The sequence below is a fragment of the Streptococcus mitis genome, from assembly GCF_002860865.1.
Lineage (GTDB): Bacteria > Bacillota > Bacilli > Lactobacillales > Streptococcaceae > Streptococcus > Streptococcus mitis_AT.
In genome coordinates this window covers 14213-32811 of record NZ_PKIE01000004.1, presented here as the reverse complement: position 1 = coordinate 32811, position 18599 = coordinate 14213, and the positions used below count along the sequence as shown (strand labels likewise).

Sequence of the window (18599 nt, the reverse complement as noted above, 5' to 3'; positions counted from 1 at the left end):
CTTTCAAAAATCAAATGAATACAAAACAAAAGACCTAGAATACATACTTTCATATGCATTCTAAGTCTTTTTTAATAAAATCTAACTACCAAATAACCCCTTTATAGGCTAGCAAAATGATAGCTAATATCGGAACATAAAAGGCGAGGAAGAGCCATTTCATTTTAACACAGAGAGCCACGTACTCCCGAATAAAAGCAGATGGTATGTAGTAGCCTGCCGTCCTACATCCGAGGCCATCTCCCTTCATTTTTAACTTACGAGCATAGGTACTTGTTCTAAAGACATGATAATCATTTGTTACAAAGAGGAATTGAGGTTTGGCTACCAGCTTCTCACCAAGTTCCTTAGAAAAGAGAAGGTTCTCGTAGGTAGTCCTTGATTGGTCCTCCAGGATAATCCCATCTTGGGGAACATCGGTCTCTTCAAGCAGATAGTTTGTAATAGCCTGCGCTTCAGAAATCTTCTCATCTCCTCCTTGACCACCACTAGCAATGATTTTGATATGAGGATTCTTAGACTTGTGATAAGCTTCCACTGCCTTATCAATTCTCCTCTTCAGCAAAGGTGTTACCTTTTCTCCGTCTAACAAACCTGCACCATGAATGATAATAAAATCATAATGCTTCTTCTTAGGAATAAAGAGATACAAGATAGAGTACAGAATAAAAGCCACAAAAGCAAAACCAAAAATAAAGTAAGAATAAGCAATAAATGCAAATAAAATATTTAGAAAGTGATTGGTGTAAAATAATTCATGTCGTCCTCCCAATCGAAATGACATCAAAGCAAAAAATAGCAAAATGACTATTCCAAGGAGCATGGAGAGATAATTAGCCTTTGAACGTCCCTCTCGCTTCAACAAAATGACCCCATTATAGATTAGAAAGATGCCACTTAGAAAAAGCAAAAAAGGAAGTAAAATAAAGGGAAATATAAAAAAAGCGAAATGAATCTTCTCATACCCATTTTGATAAAAAAGGTAGCCTAGATAAAAATAACTGGAAATGAGGGATAATAAGAATAATACTGGATTCCACAAACTTCTATTATCCTTCCAAAATGACACTATAAAGGCTAATACAATTCCTATAACGAGATACATTTCTTCCTCCTTTAATGATTCTATTTTATCACAATTTTACATAGAGAAAAAGAGGGCATCTATCCCTCTCACTCCTTCATTTGACTCTCTGCATCGGCCACAACTTGCTCTAGACTAGTCTGACCAAGTTCAGCCTCCATAGCCAGCTGGATTCTCTCCAATTTTTGATCCAAAACATCATGAATATGGGCTCCAACTGGGCAATTTGGATTTGGATTGTCATGGAAACTGAAGAGTTGACCAGTCTTACCAAGACACTCAACCGCTTGATAAACGTCTAATAGACTAATGTCCTTGAGGTCCTTGACAATCTCTGTTCCCCCTGTTCCACGCGCTACTGAAATCAACTCTGCCTTCTTCAACTGGGACAAGGTCTTTCTGATAATGACAGGATTGACCCCGACACTAGCAGCTAAAAAATCACTGGTCACCTTGCTTTCCTTCCCCTCGAGGGCAATAATTATCAGCATATGAGTCGCAATGGTAAATCTACTTGGAATTTGCATCCTCTTCTCCTTTTTACGAGGCTCCCCTGCCTCTACTCTTCTTTTTCTATTATTATACCCTTTTTAGTTGTAATGTCAATCATTACCACCCTTTAACCAGGTATCTAACTCCCTATCATAGCCCTCTTTCTGGGCCAATTCTCTCAGAAACTCCTGATGATGAGTATGGTGGATACCATTGACCAGACTTTCATAGTAAACCTCAAAATAGGGAAGTTTAAGATCTTTAGCCAGCTGCAATTCAGCTGCCACATCGTAGTCTACCCGTCGGAAGTTCATATCTACCAAGCCCTTGTCATCAAACTCCAAAATCATATACTGGGCCCGCAAGTCCTTCCGCAACTGGGCATCTAGAAAGAAAGGTTGCCCAATCGAACCCGGATTGACAATCAATTGCCCACCAGTCCCATAACGAAGCAACTGCTGGTGAATATGACCATATACAGCGATATCACAAGGCGGGTTTGTCACCAAGCGGTCAAAATCCTCTTGCGCTCCAGTATGAATCAACTCTCGCCCCCAGTTCTTATCGGGCAGATGATGGCTAATTCCAACCGTCAAATTCCCAAACTGACGATGGATCTGGAGTGGTTGATTGTGGAGCAGTTCAATTTCTTCTAGGGATATTTCCTCTAAAACATACTGGCACTGGCGCAAGAGATAGCGTTGACTGGGACGAGTACTATCCAATTCCTTACGGACACCATGCCAAAGACTGTCTTCCCAGTTTCCCAAAACTCTAGCCGTAATAGGTAGTTGAGCCAACAAGTCCAAAATCCTTCTACGCCCTGTCCCTGGCATGAGAATATCTCCCAAAAGCCAGTATTCATCCACTCCTAGCTGCCGAGCATCTGCCAAAACAGCCTCCAAGGCGGTGGTATTTCCATGAATATCTGAAAGAAGAGCTATTTTCGTCATATCCATCTCCTCGTTTTTTCTCTTGCAATAAGTATAACATAAAAAGTCATAGCTAGAGAAATCTAGCTTTTTTTGATATACTAGATAGAGATATTAGACAAGAGGAAACGAATGACCCCGAATAAAGAAGATTATCTAAAGTGTATTTACGAAATTGGCATAGACCTGCATAAAATCACCAACAAGGAAATTGCGGCCCGCATGCAAGTCTCTCCCCCTGCCGTAACTGAAATGATTAAACGGATGAAAAGTGAAAATCTCATCCTCAAGGACAAGGAATGTGGCTATCTACTGACTGACCTCGGCCTCAAATTGGTCTCTGAGCTCTATCGTAAGCATCGCTTGATTGAAGTTTTTCTAGTCCATCATTTAGATTATACAAGTGACCAGATTCACGAGGAAGCTGAGGTCTTGGAACATACTGTATCTGACCTGTTCGTGGAAAGACTGGATAAATTGCTAGGGTTCCCTAAAACCTGCCCCCACGGAGGAACCATTCCGGACAAGGGAGAACTTCTAGTTGAAATCAATAACCTACCACTAGCTGATATCAAGGAAGCTGGCTCCTATCGTCTGACTCGGGTGCACGATAGTTTTGACATTCTCCATTATCTGGACGAGCACTCACTTCACATCGGTGATCCGCTCCAAGTCAAGCAGTTTGATGGCTTCAGCAATACCTTCACTATCCTCACTAAAAATGAAGATTTACAAGTGAATATGGACATTGCCAAACAACTCTATGTCGAGAAAATCAACTAATTTCTCAAGTCCCCTACCAACCCTGAAAATCAAATTTTCAGGGTTTTATTTCTAGCATTTGATTTTACTCTCATTTAGTTGTAGAATGTTTGTAAAAAACAAGAAAGATACCTTAAACTATGAAAAAATCACTAAAAATTTTTGCGACATCTAAATGGTTTGACCTCTTCGGAGTTGCTCTGGTCGTTGGGATTGCGATTGCATCTGGCTACCTCAACTCCCGTCTCGATAAATTCGTAGACTGGGGACCATGGACTGCCCTTGTACCCTTTGGATTGATTTCCGTAACCAACGTTGGGATTTCCATGTTGTCCACTCGTTTCACGGGAAAATTAAGCAAATGGGGAAATTACTTTGGGATTGTCAATACGATTTTGTCTGGCAGCATTGACTATATCCTTGGAAATAAGGCAGCCATCATTACCTATCCTGTCACCTTCCTCATTTATACCTTTGCTATTAAGAAATGGGAAGCTTCGCAAGAAGGCAGACCCAACCAAATGAGCCAAAAACAACTAAAATTGGCTGCCATCATCATTTCAATCATCGCCTTCCTCTTTGCCTTTGTGACCAACTATATCGGCTATGGGGGCAAGATGAATCTCCTTTCATATGTAACAACCATTGCCTTTGCACTGTCCCTCATTGCCAATGCTTTGAATGCATTAAAATTAACAACTCAGTGGGGCTTTTGGTTGATTTACAATTTCGTTCAGCTGACAAAGGCTGGCATTCAAGGAAACTTCGCCAATATCGGAAAATACATCTTTTATATCCTCAATGCAATCGGAGCTTTATTTGTCTGGAATGATGAAGAGGTGGAACAATAAGAGGGAAATCAAATAAAGAAATCTAACAGAATCTCCTTACTAAAATTTTTTATCATTTTACTTGTAACTCCCATTCTTTTGGAGTAGAATGAAGTTAGATAAAAGAGGGAGGTCTTGTCATGAAAAAACTCTATAGAATCCATTTTATAGCAATTGCAGTCATCGATTTGCTACTACTTGTATTTTTTAGCACTAGATCCGAGACAGCTTTCGACTGGCTCTTGCTCACTGGTTTTATTTTCCTCCTTGCTCAGGGACTCCTGCTATTTCGCTTGGTCGTCCAACTAAAAAATCAATTTGCTGAGATTTATCCTCAAATCAATAAAATGATTCGCTTCTACTATTTAGGGGTGCTCATCAGCGACTTTCTATTATTTGTTCTCTTAGCCTTCACTAGTTCTCAGCGATTTTCCACTCTTATGCCAATCGTCACTGCTTGTCATTATACTTTATATTATCTGACGACTGACTATCTAAGAGAAAACTATCCAGACTTTTACGATAAACACATCACTTTATGGGAGTGTCTCTAAGGAAAAGGAGGTTTTAGCATGAAAAAAATCATCTTCATCAAAACCATTCAACTCCTTGTCATTGATGGAATCATGCTGGCATTTTTGACATTTAAAGAGGGGCTTACTTGGGACTGGATTTTGATTTATAGCGGTTGGCTCATCTTCTTTCATCCTGTACTATTGACCTATCTTTCCAATCAACTTTGTGACCACTTCAGTCAACTCTATTCCCAGATTAGACCGCGATTCTGGCGTTTTGCCTTACAAATCCTCCTATGGGATAGCCTGATGATTCTCTCCTTGATATGTTTGAGTGGTGTGCCACTTTTCCTTCAGGGAACTCTCCTCATCCTAGGACACATCATCCCTTCCTATCGCACTTGCCAAAGCCTGAAACAAGATTTCCCCAAGGCCTATCAAGAACCGATTTCTTTTTGGAGCATTTTATGATAGATAAGAAAAACCAAGCCGGCTGGGCTTGGTCTTTCTTATCTATTTTTAGTATCTAGGATAATGGTAACTGGCCCATCATTGACCAGCTCAACCTGCATATCCGCTCCAAAGATGCCTGTCTGAACAGGCACTTCTTGCGCTAATTTTTGATTGAAAGCATCATAGAAGTCTGATGCCATATCAGGCTTGGCTGCGCCTATGAAGGCTGGACGATTGCCTTTCTTGGTATCCGCAAAGAGGGTAAACTGAGAAATAGAGAGGATTTCTCCTTCAATATCTTTGACAGACAGGTTCATCTTACCTTCTGCGTCTGAAAAAATCCGCATATTGACAAGCTTTCTCACAGCATAGTCCAAATCTTCCTCTTGGTCCTCTGGTCCAACACCAACCAGCAATAAGAGCCCCTGATTGATTTTCCCATGAACCTGCCCTTCGATACTCACTTGGGCCTTTTTAACCCGTTGGATAATGATTTTCATAATAGCCTTTCTAGTAAGAGCTAGGACAATTAGCCGTTGGTCCGTTTGACAGAATAAACCTCTGGCACGGTCTTAATCTTGTCCACAACCGTAGTCAGCGTAGAGAGGTTAGCAATGCCAAAGGATACATGGATATTAGCAAATTTCATATCCTTAGTTGGTTGAGCGTTGACCGTTGAGATATTCTTGGTTGTGTTTGAAAGAACTTGCAGTACATCGTTCAACAGTCCTGTACGGTTGAGGCCGTAGATATCGATATGGGCCATATACTCCTTATTTGAGCTAGAGTACTGGTCTTCCCATTCCACATCAAGGAGACGTTGCTCGTAGTTTTCTTGAGCGCGCAGGTTCATACAGTCTACACGGTGAATGGCTACACCACGCCCCTTGGTAATGTAGCCAACAATATCGTCACCAGGCACAGGATTACAGCACTTGGCAATCCGCACGAGGAGGCCTGAGGCACCTTCAATGACCACACCACCCTCATGCTTGACCTTGAGGGTTTCTTTATTTTCAACCTTGATCTCGCCACCTTTGACAAGCTCCTCTGCCTCAGCCTTGGCCTTGGCACGCTCTTCTTCACGGCGTTCCTTTTCAGTCAGACGGTTAAAGACGGTAATCGCACCGATTTCTCCAAAACCGATGGCCGCAAAGAGGGATTCTTCTGTCTTGTAGCTGGTCTTTTGAAGAACTTGGTCCATGTGGCGCTTGTCCATGAATTTATTGGCCACATAGCCATTTTCTTGGAACTGAGCCATCAACATTTCACGACCCTTATTGACAGATAATTCCTTGTCTTGATTTTTAAAGAACTGACGAATCTTATTGCGCGCCTTGCTGGTCTTGACCATGTTGAGCCAGTCACGACTCGGTCCAAAGGAGTTCGGATTGGTGACAATTTCAACCTGATCCCCTGTCTTGAGCTTGGTTGTTAGTGGGACCATGCGACCATTGACCTTGGCCCCAGTCGCTTTTTCACCGACTTTGGTATGGATCTCGTAGGCAAAATCAATCGGTCCTGAATCTTTTGGAAGAGAACGGACAGCACCATCTGGAGTAAAGACGTAAATCTCCTCAGCCAGATAGTTTTCCTTAACTGAATCAACAAATTCCTTAGCATCATCAGCCTGATCTTGGAGCTCCATCATCTCCTTGATCCAGTTCATTCCAATGGCTGATTCCTTGCTGTTAACCTGCCCCTTAATGCCTTTCTTATAAGCCCAGTGGGCCGCAACCCCGTACTCAGCCACCTCATGCATTTCCTTAGTGCGAATCTGGAATTCAATCGGCCCTTTCGGCCCATAAACAGTCGTATGGATAGATTGGTAACCATTGGCCTTGCGGTTGGCGATATAGTCTTTGAAACGACCTGGCATTGGTTTCCAAAGCTCATGCACGTAACCAAGCATGGCATAGACATCACTTTGGGTATCTAAAATACAACGAATGGCAATCAGGTCATAGATTTCCTCAAACCGTTTTCTCTTGTCCTGCATTTTGCGGAAAATAGAGTAAATATGCTTGGGACGACCATAAATCTTCCCTCTCAAGTGATGATCCGTCGTATATTCCTCTAATTTTGTGACCACCTCATCCACCAAGGCCTCACGCTCTCTGCGTTTTTCCTTCATCATATGGGTAATCTTGTAAAACTCCGTTGGATTGAGATAACGGAAAGACAGGTCTTCCAATTCCCATTTGACGCTGGAAATCCCCAAACGGTGAGCAAGAGGTGCATAGATTTCCATAGTTTCTTTGGAAATGCGCTCCTGCTTGTCTTTTCGAAGGTGTTTCAGGGTCCGCATATTGTGCAAGCGGTCAGACAGTTTAACCAAGATAACGCGGATGTCCTCAGACATGGCCATGAGCATCTTGCGATGATTTTCTGCCAACTGCTCCTCGTGAGACTTGTACTTAACTTTACCAAGCTTAGTAACCCCATCTACGATTACCCGCACATCAGGACCAAACTCTCTTTCCAAATCATCCAAGGTCGCATCTGTATCTTCTACTACATCATGCAAGAAACCACAAGCTACCGTTACAGCATCCAGCTTAAGCTTGGCTAAAATACCTGCCACTTGGATAGGATGAATGATATAAGGTTCGCCTGATTTGCGATATTGACCACTATGACAATCCACCGCATAGACCAAGGCCTTATGGACAAAATGAACATCCTCTTCTGTTAAATATTCTTTGGTTAAGGCGACAACTTCTTCGCCTGTTAAATTCACTTCTTTTGGCATCTATACTCTCCAATTCTTCCTACCATTTTATCACTTTTTTAAGAATATGAAAACTAGATTGGAACAGAATAAGAAAAAAATAATTCAGAATTGCTTGATAATTCTGAAATGTTTTTTTATAATATGTTATATAGTTAGATTTTCTATTTAGGTGATAGAAGGAGAGATAGAAGAACGGAAACCATATTGTAATCTAAATATAATTTAACTCCCTATGCTTATCACTCTTTCATTCAAGTCAATATATTTGAATGACATCATTTTACAAAGGAGTATCCTATGAAAAAAATTGTACTAACACTATTAGGAGCTACTGCTCTATCCATTGCCGTTCCAATCAATGCTGCTGAAACCAATACAACAAATAACTTTGAAGGTCCTCGTTATGAGCGTATATATTCTCATAGTTATAGTAAAACAGTAACAAAATACTATAACGATGATGGTTACATCCCACCAACTATCTACTATTCAGAATATAATGATGGTTTCCATTCAACCTTCAAAGGAACACTTGAAATAGATAGTGTACGAAGATCAAACGGTGGAACTCGTGTCACATACACTGGTACCTTGACTGGATTTTGGAATTAAAAATCCTCAAGATACTTTCTTTTATCATTTAGTTTATAAGGAGAACACCTATGAAAAAAACTGCTATTTCTATTTTTGCTCTCCTAGTGTTAGGAGTTAGCTGTTTGTTCCTATTCAGCCAGCAAGGCTATAAAAAAACAGTCGTTCAATACTATGCTAACGACCAGAACCTGCCCAATAGGATAAGTTATAGTGAATATAGCGACAAACGAGAAGCCAACTACGGCGGCACTCTAAACATCACGTCTATCAAACAAGCTAATGACGGAGTTTATGCAACCTATGAAGGGCAATTAACACCTCTCCAATATTGATAAATTGATAACCAGCCTGTCTTCATCTAGTCATGCTGGTTTTTTAATTCATTCTAAATCCTTACCTATTCTCCCTAACTGTGCTATACTTATCTTAGTACATTCTTTGAGATTGGAGCCAATATGAAAATCCATAAAACCGTCAATCCTGTTGCCTATGAAAATACCTATTATCTGGAAGGTGAAAAGCATCTCATCGTTGTCGATCCTGGTAGCCATTGGGACGCTATTCGTCAGACCATCGAGACGATCAACAAACCGATCTGTGCCATTCTATTGACCCACGCCCATTATGACCATATCATGAGTCTGGACTTGGTGCGCGAGACTTTTGGCAATCCTCCTGTCTATATCGCAGAGAGCGAAGCCAGCTGGCTCTATACTCCTGTCGATAATCTCTCTGGCCTCCCTCGTCATGATGATATGGTAGATGTAGTCTCAAAACCAGCTGAACACACCTTTGTCTTCCATGAGGAATATCAATTAGAGGAATTTCGTTTCACTGTCCTACCAACTCCTGGTCACTCTATCGGTGGTGTTTCCCTAGTCTTCCCTGATGCTCACCTAGTCTTGACTGGAGATGCTCTTTTCCGAGAAACCATCGGACGGACCGACCTTCCTACTGGTAGCATGGAGCAACTCCTTCACAGTATCCAGACTCAACTCTTCACCCTACCAAACTACGATGTCTATCCAGGACATGGTTCAGCTACTACTATTGCTCATGAAAAGACCTTCAATCCTTTTTTCTAGCAAGATGATGATAATGACTATCGCAATTTAAGTAAACTATCCAGCAAATCTTTCCATTACAAAAGGCATCCTATCAAGGTTTTTCACACCTGATTGGATGCCTTTTTCTGATGACTAGATTTTTTGCATTACCAAATAATCACGCGCTCTTCTGGCGAACGCCACATACCGTCTCCTTCTTTGACATCATAGGTTGTAAAGAAATCATCGAAGTTTGGCACTTGCACATTGACACGGAGTTTGGCTGGCGCGTGCACATCGACGCTAGCCAAGAGTTTCATAAATTCTGGACGACCTTTCATGCGCCAGATGCGACCAAAGTTGTAGAAGAATTCTTCTGCGGAGAAGTCTGGTTCTCTCTTGGCTGCTTCAAGAGCTGCAGCGATTCCTCCCAAGTCAGCCACGTTCTCTGACACAGTCAATTTACCGTTGATGGTTGCACCATAAGAATCCTGTCCATCAAACTGGTCAATAACTTTTTGTGTTTTCTCCTTGAAGGCAGTATAGTCGCTCTCTGTCCACCAGTCCTTGAGACTACCATTTTCATCAAAGGAAGCCCCGTTGGTATCAAAAGCGTGGGAAATTTCATGGGCAATAACCGCCCCAATACCACCGTAATTAGCAGAAGATGACTGATGCAAGTCATAGAAAGGCGCTTGCAAAATGGCCGCTGGGAAGACAATCAGGTTCTTCTGTGGATTGTAGTAGGCGTTGACCATATGAGCAGGCATACCCCATTCCTTATAGTCTACAGGCTGGTTCCACTTGCTCCAACTGTGCTTGATTTCCACACGCGCAAAGGCAAGAGCATTGTCAAAAAGACTAGCAGTCTCATCCACTACCTTGTCCTTGTAGCGTTCTGGCAATTCTTCTGGATAACCAATATAAGGCTTGATGACATTGAGTTTGACGATGGCCTTGTCACGAGTTTCAGGAGTCAGCCAGTCATTCTTGGCCAAACGCTCCTTATAGACATCAATCATGGTTGCCACTTTTTTCTCCACGTCTGCCTTAGCTTCTGGGGAGAATTTTTCATGGGCATACCAGAGACCCAAGGCTTGTTTGAAAGGACCTTGTGCTAGCTGGTAGGCTGCCTTGACCTTGTCTTTGGCTTCTGGAACTCCTGAAAGCGCACGGCTATAGGCACCTGACAAGACACGGATTTCTTCTGTTAAATAGCTGGTTGAAAGATTCACAACACTCAAAATCAAGGTTGCCTTGAGGAGAGGCCAAGCTTCTTCACTATAGAATTGATCTGCTGCTTGCCAGAAACGTTCCTCGTCTACAATAACCTTGTCTGGTACTTGTCCAAGAACGGCTTGGAAGAAGTCATCCAGAGGTAGGGCAGGCGCAAATTTCTTGAAATCTTCATATGAATATGGATGGTAGAGTTTAGCATACTCTGAACTTTCTTCATTAGAAAGCACCACTGCCGCGATTCGGCGATCCAATTCTAATCTTTTCTCTAACAAGTCTTCAATTTCTTCATCAGAGAAATCATAAGCCTTGAGAAGATTTGCGCTGGTTTCTTTCCAAAGAGTCAAGAGCTCCTCGCGCTGAGGATGGTCTTCTGCATAGTAGGTCGTATCTGGAAGGATCGTGCTTGGAGCGCTAGCCCACAGAACATTGATTCTAGCATCCATAAAGTCTGGTGATACCCCAAAAGGAAGGAAGTTTGGTTTTCCAGCAAGCTCAAACTCTGCTAGTCTAGCTGTAAAATCAGCAAAAGTCTCCAATTCTTGGAATTCTTTAAGAAGAGGTAAGACAGGTGTGATACCGTCAGCTTCTCTCTTATCAAAATCACGAACTAGGCGGTGGTATTTGACAAAGTTTGCCAAGATAGCATCCTCAGGAACCTCTTCACCTGCCAACCACTTGTCTGTTGTCGCTAGCATCAGGTCTTCAATTTCCTGGTCTAAATCAACAAAACCTCCCGTTTGAGACTTATCTGCTGGGATTTCAGCTGTCTTCTGCCATTCTCCATTAATAGCATCATAAAAATCATCTTGATAACGTGTCATCTTGTTCTCGCTTTCATTTATACTTGTTTTTAGCTTAACAAAAATTACCTGGGAATGCAATTAAAAATGAACTTTCCTTTTCCATCATTTTTCAGTTATTATTTTAATTTTTTCAAAAATTAACTTGACTTAATTTTTTTTTTAATGTATATTAAGAGGCAGGAGGAATACAAGCTTATGATACGTATCGAAAACCTCAGTGTCTCCTACAAAGAAACATTGGCACTTAAGGATATTTCACTAGTGCTTCAAGGACCAACAATTACCGGTATCATTGGTCCAAACGGTGCTGGAAAATCAACATTATTAAAAGGTATGCTGGGAATTATCCCACATCAAGGTCAGGCATTTCTCGATGACAAGGAAGTTAAAAAATCCTTACACCGAATCGCCTATGTCGAACAAAAAATCAATATCGACTACAACTTTCCCATCAAAGTCAAGGAATGTGTCTCGTTAGGACTCTTTCCCTCTATCCCTCTCTTTCGAAGTTTAAAGGCTAAACATTGGAAGAAAGTGCAAGAAGCCCTTGAAATCGTCGGTCTAGCTGACTATGCTGAACGGCAAATCAGTCAACTGTCTGGAGGTCAATTCCAGCGGGTCTTGATTGCCAGATGTTTGGTACAGGAAGCCGACTATATCCTCTTGGATGAACCCTTTGTTGGGATTGACTCTGTCAGTGAGGAAATCATCATGAATACGCTGAGAGATCTGAAAAAAGCTGGGAAGACGGTTCTCATCGTCCACCACGACCTCAGCAAGGTTCCCCACTACTTCGATCAAGTCTTGCTTGTCAATCGAGAAGTGATTGCCTTTGGTCCAACCAAAGAAACCTTTACCGAAGCCAATCTCAAAGAAGCTTACGGTAATCGACTCTTTTTCAATGGAGGTGACCTATGATTGCAGAATTTATCGATGGATTGCAAAAATTCCATTTCTTACAAAATGCCTTGATAACAGCCATTGTCGTCGGGGTCGTAGCTGGAGCTGTAGGATGTTTCATCATTCTACGCGGGATGTCACTCATGGGAGATGCCATTTCACATGCTGTCTTACCAGGTGTAGCCCTCTCCTTCATCTTGGGCGTTGACTTCTTTATCGGAGCCATTGTCTTTGGATTGCTAGCTGCCATCATCATTACCTACATCAAGGGGAACTCGATTATCAAAAGCGATACCGCCATCGGCATTACCTTTTCTTCTTTCTTAGCCCTCGGTATCATCTTGATTAGTGTCGCTAAAAGTTCAACTGACCTTTTCCATATCCTTTTTGGTAATATCCTAGCCGTCCAAGATACGGATATGTTTATTACTATGGGTGTTGGGGCAGTCATTCTCTTGTTAATCTGGATTTTCTTCAAGCAACTCTTGATAACTTCCTTTGATGAACTCTTGGCTAAAGCCATGGGAATGCCTGTCAATTTCTATCACTACCTTCTCATGGTACTCCTGACTCTCGTGTCTGTGACAGCCATGCAAAGTGTCGGAACTATCCTGATTGTAGCCATGCTGATTACCCCAGCTGCAACTGCTTATCTGTATGCTAATAGCCTGAAAAGCATGATTTTCCTTTCCTCAACCTTTGGAGCGATAGCTTCAGTTTTGGGGCTCTTTATCGGCTATAGCTTTAACGTTGCGGCAGGTTCTAGTATCGTGCTTACAGCCGCTAGTTTCTTTCTCATTAGCTTCTTTATCGCTCCAAAACAACGATATTTGAAACTGAAAAATAAACATTTGTTAAAATAAGGGGCAAAACCCCAATAAATTGGAGGATCTAATGAAAAAATTAGGTACATTACTCGTTCTCTTTCTTTCCGTCATTGCTCTTGTAGCATGTGCTAGCGGAAAAAAAGATGCAGCTTCTGGTCAAAAACTAAAAGTTGTTGCTACAAACTCAATCATCGCTGATATTACTAAAAATATTGCTGGTGACAAGATTGATCTTCACAGTATCGTTCCTGTTGGTCAAGACCCACACGAATACGAACCACTTCCTGAAGACGTTAAGAAAACTTCTCAAGCTGATTTGATTTTCTATAACGGGATCAACCTTGAAACAGGTGGCAATGCTTGGTTTACAAAATTGGTAGAAAATGCCAAGAAAACTGAAAACAAAGACTACTTTGCAGTCAGCGAAGGCGTTGATGTTATCTACCTTGAAGGCCAAAACGAAAAAGGCAAAGAAGACCCACACGCTTGGCTCAACCTTGAAAACGGTATGATTTTTGCTAAAAATATAGCAAAACAATTGAGCGCTAAAGACCCTAGCAACAAGGAATTCTACGAAAAAAATCTCAAAGAATATACTGAAAAACTAGACAAACTTGATAAGGAAGCTAAGGAGAAATTTAACAACATCCCTGCTGAGAAAAAACTTATCGTAACCAGCGAAGGATGCTTCAAATACTTCTCTAAAGCCTACGGTGTCCCAAGTGCCTACATCTGGGAAATCAACACTGAAGAAGAAGGAACACCTGACCAAATCAAGACTTTGGTTGAAAAACTTCGCCAAACAAAAACTCCTTCACTCTTTGTAGAATCAAGTGTGGATGACCGTCCAATGAAAACTGTTTCTCAAGACACAAACATCCCAATCTACGCACAAATCTTTACTGACTCTATCGCAGAACAAGGTAAAGAAGGCGATAGCTACTACAACATGATGAAATACAACCTTGACAAGATTGCTGAAGGATTGGCAAAATAAGCCTCTGAAAAACGTCATTCTCACACGTGAGATGACGTTTTTTCTATGCCCATATTTCCGGTCAAATCATTGGAAAATTTCGACTGTTTCAGCTAAAATGGAAGAAAAAAGATTGGAGTATCTTATGGTAACTTTCCTCGGAAATCCTGTGAGCTTTACAGGTAAACAACTACAAGTCGGCGACAAGGCGCTCGATTTTTCTCTCACTGCAACAGATCTTTCTAAAAAATCTCTATCTGATTTTGATGGCAAGAAAAAAGTCTTGAGTGTCGTTCCTTCTATCGATACAGGTATCTGCTCAACTCAAACGCGTCGCTTTAATGAAGAACTGGCTGGACTGGATAATACAGTTGTCTTGACTGTTTCCATGGACCTCCCTTTTGCCCAAAAACGTTGGTGTGGTGCTGAAGGTCTTGAAAATGCCATCATGCTCTCAGACTATTTCGACCATTCCTTTGGACGTGATTACGCTCTCTTAATCAATGAGTGGCACCTATTGGCACGCGCAGTCTTTGTCCTCGATACCGACAATACTATTCGCTACGTTGAATACGTGGACAATATCAACTCTGAACCAAACTTCGAAGCCGCAATTGCAGCTGCTAAAGCCCTATAGAAAAAATCCTCTGTCACAAAGAGTTCCCTACTCTTTGAAACGGAGGATTTTTGTTTACGTGTAAATACAAGGGCAATCAGCTAAAAACAATCGCCTTACTCTACAGATTTCAAGGCTTCAAGCATATCAACTTTTCTCAGATGATGATTGACAAAGAAACCAAGTAGGGTCAAAATGATACTTACTGCTGCCACTGGGATTACATATACTTCCCAGCCTACCTGCGGATAAAAGAGAATAGTCGCAGGCGAAATCATTTGAATCAAAAATTGGTGTAAATAGAAACCAGATACCAGACCAAGTACAATTCCCACAAGGGACAGCACAATCGTCTCACGATAAATGTAGAGGGTGACTTCATTATTATGAAAACCGAGAACCTTGATAGTGGAGAGTTCACGGATTCTCTCAGCCACGTTGATATTGGTCAGATTGTAAAGGATAACAATAGCCAATAGAACCGATACGATGACCAAGATGGTCATGGTATGATTGAGTGAGCTAGCGACGGAGTCAAAGAGTCGAATAGCTGAAGCATTCTGGACAACGCTGGACACCGCAGATTGATTCATGAGTAAACCTGCCTGCCTTTCGATACTAGTCGCACTAGAATCCTTTAACGTAACCAGATAAGTGTTGGCTTGAGGTAGCTGTCCGTAAAGTTGCTCATAGTTAGATTGACTCATATAAATAAAGTGACCAACGTAATTCTCAGCAATGGCAGCGACCGTTAGTTCCTTACCTTCAATTTCTAGACTCTGTCCAACCTTGACACCTGCTAGCTGGGCGAGTTTAGCTGTAATAACGACCCCATCTTTTAATGTCAGCTCCTGCTGATGGTCTTGCAGATGGATAAAGGGAGTCAAATCCTCCTTCTCTGTCATCATAAGGGTAATGGTCTGGAGACCAGCCTTACCTTTGAAATCCTTGTCTAGCGTTTTAGAATAGATTTTCTGATAGGCTTGGATATCCTGCCCTCTCAACACTTCTGCTAGCTCTACCTTGTCCTGATTGGTCGCACTAGGATTTTCAGAGACTAGCATCTGATACTGTTGAATTTGTTGAAACTGTCTAGACGGAACTCCTGCTACAGAGGATTGGATTCCCAAACCTGCAAAGAGCAGAGCGACTGAACCTGCCACACCAAAGATCGTCATCAACATCCGCTGCTTATAACGGAAGATATTGCGAGCTGTTACCTTATGAGTAAAACTGAGACGGCGCCAGATAAAACCGATACGCTCCAGTATGATTTTAGCTCCTTTAACAGGAGGTTTAGGCAGTAAAAGCTGGGCTGCTTCATCATGAAGTTCCCTACGAGCTACCAAGTAGGCTGGTAACACACTCGCCAACCAACTCAAGACAAGAGCCAGTAAGCTATAGGTCCAATAGAACTGAATCTGGGTTTCTCCCACCACCATGCCTTTTGTAATGACACTTGAAATCACACCGGCTAGTAAATAATGTCCAAGTATACTACCTAGAGCTGTTCCTACAGTCCCAGCTACTAGACCATAAAGGAGAAACTTGACAATAATATCCTTGCTACGATATCCCAAGGCCTTAAAAATCCCTGCATGAGTTCGCTCTTCATCCACAAAACGAGTCATAGTTGTGAAGGTCACCATAGCCGCTACGGCATAAAGCACTACAGGAAAGATATTGCCCACTGCCCGAATACTGGCTGAAGCATTACTGTACATGAGGTAGCCTTGACCACCTGGCATGGTCTGACGATTATAGACTTGATACTTGGGCTCAGCTAATTCATCCAAGGCTTGCTGATGTTTTTCTAATTTTTCCTTTTCTTGGGCTAGATTTTGTTCAGCCTGCTTTAGTTTGTCCTCTTCCTTGCTCAATTCCTGCTTAGCTTGGGTAAGTTGAGCACTAGCCTGCTCTCTCTGAGCTTGAGGAAGCAAGGCTAGTTGACTTTCCTGAGCCTGTAAACGAGCTTGAGCAGCTGCTAAACGATGCTTGCCTTCCTGCAAATTAGTCTCAGCCTTGTCAAGGGTCTCTTGGCCTTTGTCTAAAGACTCTTGTCCTTCTTTTTTCAAGAGTTGCAAACGTGCCTTGCCATTATCTGACAAAGCTTGTTCAAGGTCTTCCTGATGTTGCTTGGATTTTTCTTCATAAGCTACTGAGAAGGCATTTAAACCTGACAAATCTTGGTATTTTAAACGAGCTATATTGTAGACTTTCTGATCAAACTGACTAGGTAAAATGACCCCGTAGGCTGTCAGAGTCCCGCTTCCACTTGCTGCGTAGCCCATATCTCGCTGGGAGAGGATTTCAGCCGAATCCACAAAACCAGTAATGGTATAAGTATGGTCTTTTAAAGAGGAATGACCCTCTTCTTTTTCTTTAAAACTAATCTCCTGTCCCACGCTGTATTGGCCTTGCAAATGAGTAGCCAAAGCGATTTCCTTGTCTGACTGAGGAAGTCGTCCCTCTCTTAGCTGAAAGGTTGAAATTCGCTCTGGTTTAGAATACAGCCTAATGGCATCCTGCCCATTATCCATAGTCACATCTGTCAAATAGCCAAACTCAACCTCTGCTCCCTCTATCTGTTCTAATTCTTCTTGATCTGCTTGATCCAAACCATAGTTAGACATGACTGCCAAATCCAAGGTTTGAGCAGTTGTTAAATAAGCATTAGCTGTTGCCTCCATGTTGGGGCTAGTCACTTTGAGGCCTACAAGGGCTAGAGATCCCAACATCATCAAAGTCAAGATGGATAAGAAACGCCCCTTGGAGCCTGTGAAGGACTGAATTAAGTCCTTCCAATAGGTTTTTCGCTTGATCATGCTAGTACTCCAAACTGTCGATATCCTGAGGATGCTGGTTGATCACCACATCCTTGACACTGGCATCGTGCATATGAATCACGCGATCCGCAATGGGCGCCAAAGCTCCATTGTGAGTCACGATAATCACCGTCGCTCCCTTTTGACGAGACATATCTTGGAGAATTTTCAAAACCTGCTTACCTGTCTGATAATCCAAGGCGCCTGTCGGTTCGTCACAAAGGAGGATTTTAGGATTTTTGGCTACCGCGCGTGCAATGGAGACTCGCTGTTGCTCCCCTCCAGAAAGCTGGGCTGGGAAATTATTGAGACGATGAGCCAGACCTACATCTGTCAAAACCTGTTCAGGATTCAAGGCATCTGTCACGATTTCTGAAGCCAACTCCACATTTTCCTTAGCAGTTAGATTGGAAACTAGATTATAAAACTGAAAAACAAAACCGACATCATTGCGGCGGTAATTGGTCCTCTGGTGGGAACTATAATCTGCAATATTAACACTATCGATCCAGATTTCCCCCTCATCATTAGTATCCATTCCCCCAAGAAGGTTAAGAACCGTTGACTTGCCTGCACCAGATGCACCTAGAATAATCACCAATTCACCCTTTTCAATTTCAAAATTCACATCACGATTGGCCACAATCTCCGTATCCCCAACCTGATAACGCTTATAACAGTGTTTCATCTCAATATAAGCCATAAGACTCACCCTCTCTCAAACAAATTACTTTCTACTACCATTATAACGCTTTTTCAAATAGTTGGAAACTGCTTACATTCTCAAATCCTTATTAAAAGGCAGTCTCAAACTACTGCCTTCTAATACTCAATGAAAATCAAAGAGCAAACTAGGAAGCTAGCCGCAGGTTGCTCAAAGCACCGCTTTGAGGTTGTAGATAAGACTGACAAAGTCAGTCACATATATACGGTAAGGCGACGCTGACGTGGTTTGAAGAGATTTTAGAAGA

At 42.0% G+C, this 18599-nt stretch carries 19 protein-coding genes; 11 read left to right on the top strand and 8 right to left on the bottom strand.

The features are described 5' to 3' along the window. Nucleotides 1-85 precede the first annotated feature (85 nt). The 3 genes from CYK18_RS07225 to CYK18_RS07215 all read right to left on the bottom strand — a co-directional run bounded on the left by CYK18_RS07225 (nucleotide 86) and on the right by CYK18_RS07215 (nucleotide 2529). Entirely contained in the window at nucleotides 86-1105 is a 1020-nt protein-coding gene (locus tag CYK18_RS07225; protein ID WP_101785859.1) for a YdcF family protein, read from the bottom strand. A 68-nt stretch (nucleotides 1106-1173) separates the two neighbouring features. Beyond that, nucleotides 1174-1611: an Rrf2 family transcriptional regulator gene (locus CYK18_RS07220; protein ID WP_001166788.1), complete on the bottom strand. Its 438-nt coding sequence runs from the start codon at nucleotides 1609-1611 to the stop codon at nucleotides 1174-1176. 75 nt (nucleotides 1612-1686) lie between these two features. Next, complete coding sequence (locus tag CYK18_RS07215; RefSeq protein ID WP_180948024.1) at nucleotides 1687-2529, bottom strand: metallophosphoesterase family protein; 843 nt, start codon at nucleotides 2527-2529, stop codon at nucleotides 1687-1689. 111 nt (nucleotides 2530-2640) lie between these two features. On the opposite strand from CYK18_RS07215, the gene CYK18_RS07210 reads away from it, so the two are divergent. The 4 genes from CYK18_RS07210 (at nucleotide 2641) to CYK18_RS07195 (ending at nucleotide 5086) form a co-directional block, all read left to right on the top strand. Then, a complete protein-coding gene (locus CYK18_RS07210; RefSeq protein ID WP_101782542.1) occupies nucleotides 2641-3291 on the top strand; it encodes a metal-dependent transcriptional regulator in 651 nt (216 codons plus the stop codon). A 119-nt stretch (nucleotides 3292-3410) separates the two neighbouring features. Then, nucleotides 3411-4121, top strand: a complete 711-nt coding sequence (locus CYK18_RS07205) for a nicotinamide mononucleotide transporter (RefSeq protein ID WP_180947967.1) — start codon at nucleotides 3411-3413, stop codon at nucleotides 4119-4121. A 119-nt stretch (nucleotides 4122-4240) separates the two neighbouring features. Further along, the gene (locus tag CYK18_RS07200; protein WP_101782543.1) at nucleotides 4241-4654 is read left to right on the top strand and encodes a hypothetical protein; all 414 of its coding nucleotides are present in this window, start codon (nucleotides 4241-4243) and stop codon (nucleotides 4652-4654) included. A gap of 18 nt (nucleotides 4655-4672) precedes the next feature. Beyond that, entirely contained in the window at nucleotides 4673-5086 is a 414-nt protein-coding gene (locus CYK18_RS07195) for a hypothetical protein (RefSeq protein WP_101782544.1), read from the top strand. A gap of 38 nt (nucleotides 5087-5124) precedes the next feature. On the opposite strand, the gene dtd is transcribed toward CYK18_RS07195, so the two are convergent. Together dtd and CYK18_RS07185 are read right to left on the bottom strand one after the other, a co-directional pair. Next, nucleotides 5125-5568: a D-aminoacyl-tRNA deacylase gene (gene dtd, locus CYK18_RS07190; protein WP_101782545.1), complete on the bottom strand. Its 444-nt coding sequence runs from the start codon at nucleotides 5566-5568 to the stop codon at nucleotides 5125-5127. Between the two features lie 29 nt (nucleotides 5569-5597). After that, entirely contained in the window at nucleotides 5598-7820 is a 2223-nt protein-coding gene (locus CYK18_RS07185; RefSeq protein WP_101782546.1) for a RelA/SpoT family protein, read from the bottom strand. Between the two features lie 279 nt (nucleotides 7821-8099). On the opposite strand from CYK18_RS07185, the gene CYK18_RS07180 reads away from it, so the two are divergent. From CYK18_RS07180 to CYK18_RS07170, 3 genes are all read left to right on the top strand, one after another. Then, nucleotides 8100-8414 (top strand): hypothetical protein, encoded by a 315-nt coding sequence (locus CYK18_RS07180; protein ID WP_101782547.1) that lies wholly within the window; start codon nucleotides 8100-8102, stop codon nucleotides 8412-8414. Nucleotides 8415-8464: 50 nt separating this feature from the next. Beyond that, a complete protein-coding gene (locus CYK18_RS07175) occupies nucleotides 8465-8728 on the top strand; it encodes a hypothetical protein (RefSeq protein ID WP_101782548.1) in 264 nt (87 codons plus the stop codon). 123 nt (nucleotides 8729-8851) lie between these two features. Then, nucleotides 8852-9481, top strand: a complete 630-nt coding sequence (locus tag CYK18_RS07170; protein ID WP_101782549.1) for an MBL fold metallo-hydrolase — start codon at nucleotides 8852-8854, stop codon at nucleotides 9479-9481. Between the two features lie 128 nt (nucleotides 9482-9609). On the opposite strand, the gene pepO is transcribed toward CYK18_RS07170, so the two are convergent. Next, nucleotides 9610-11502, bottom strand: a complete 1893-nt coding sequence (gene pepO, locus CYK18_RS07165; RefSeq protein WP_101785855.1) for an endopeptidase PepO — start codon at nucleotides 11500-11502, stop codon at nucleotides 9610-9612. Nucleotides 11503-11679: 177 nt separating this feature from the next. Here pepO and CYK18_RS07160 point away from each other — a divergent pair, with 177 nt between their 5' ends. The 4 genes from CYK18_RS07160 (at nucleotide 11680) to tpx (ending at nucleotide 14824) form a co-directional block, all read left to right on the top strand. After that, complete coding sequence (locus CYK18_RS07160; protein WP_070842407.1) at nucleotides 11680-12402, top strand: metal ABC transporter ATP-binding protein; 723 nt, start codon at nucleotides 11680-11682, stop codon at nucleotides 12400-12402. Continuing rightward, nucleotides 12399-13247, top strand: a complete 849-nt coding sequence (locus CYK18_RS07155) for a metal ABC transporter permease (RefSeq protein WP_049500957.1) — start codon at nucleotides 12399-12401, stop codon at nucleotides 13245-13247. The genes CYK18_RS07160 and CYK18_RS07155 overlap by 4 nt, the downstream gene beginning before the upstream one ends. A gap of 31 nt (nucleotides 13248-13278) precedes the next feature. Next, nucleotides 13279-14208, top strand: a complete 930-nt coding sequence (psaA, locus tag CYK18_RS07150) for a metal ABC transporter substrate-binding lipoprotein/adhesin PsaA (RefSeq protein ID WP_000733078.1) — start codon at nucleotides 13279-13281, stop codon at nucleotides 14206-14208. A 124-nt stretch (nucleotides 14209-14332) separates the two neighbouring features. Continuing rightward, nucleotides 14333-14824: a thiol peroxidase gene (gene tpx, locus CYK18_RS07145; protein ID WP_101785853.1), complete on the top strand. Its 492-nt coding sequence runs from the start codon at nucleotides 14333-14335 to the stop codon at nucleotides 14822-14824. Between the two features lie 95 nt (nucleotides 14825-14919). On the opposite strand, the gene CYK18_RS07140 is transcribed toward tpx, so the two are convergent. Beyond that, complete coding sequence (locus tag CYK18_RS07140; protein ID WP_101785851.1) at nucleotides 14920-17628, bottom strand: ABC transporter permease; 2709 nt, start codon at nucleotides 17626-17628, stop codon at nucleotides 14920-14922. A gap of 1 nt (nucleotide 17629) precedes the next feature. Continuing rightward, nucleotides 17630-18331, bottom strand: a complete 702-nt coding sequence (locus CYK18_RS07135) for an ABC transporter ATP-binding protein (protein ID WP_101785849.1) — start codon at nucleotides 18329-18331, stop codon at nucleotides 17630-17632. Nucleotides 18332-18599: the final 268 nt, after the last annotated feature.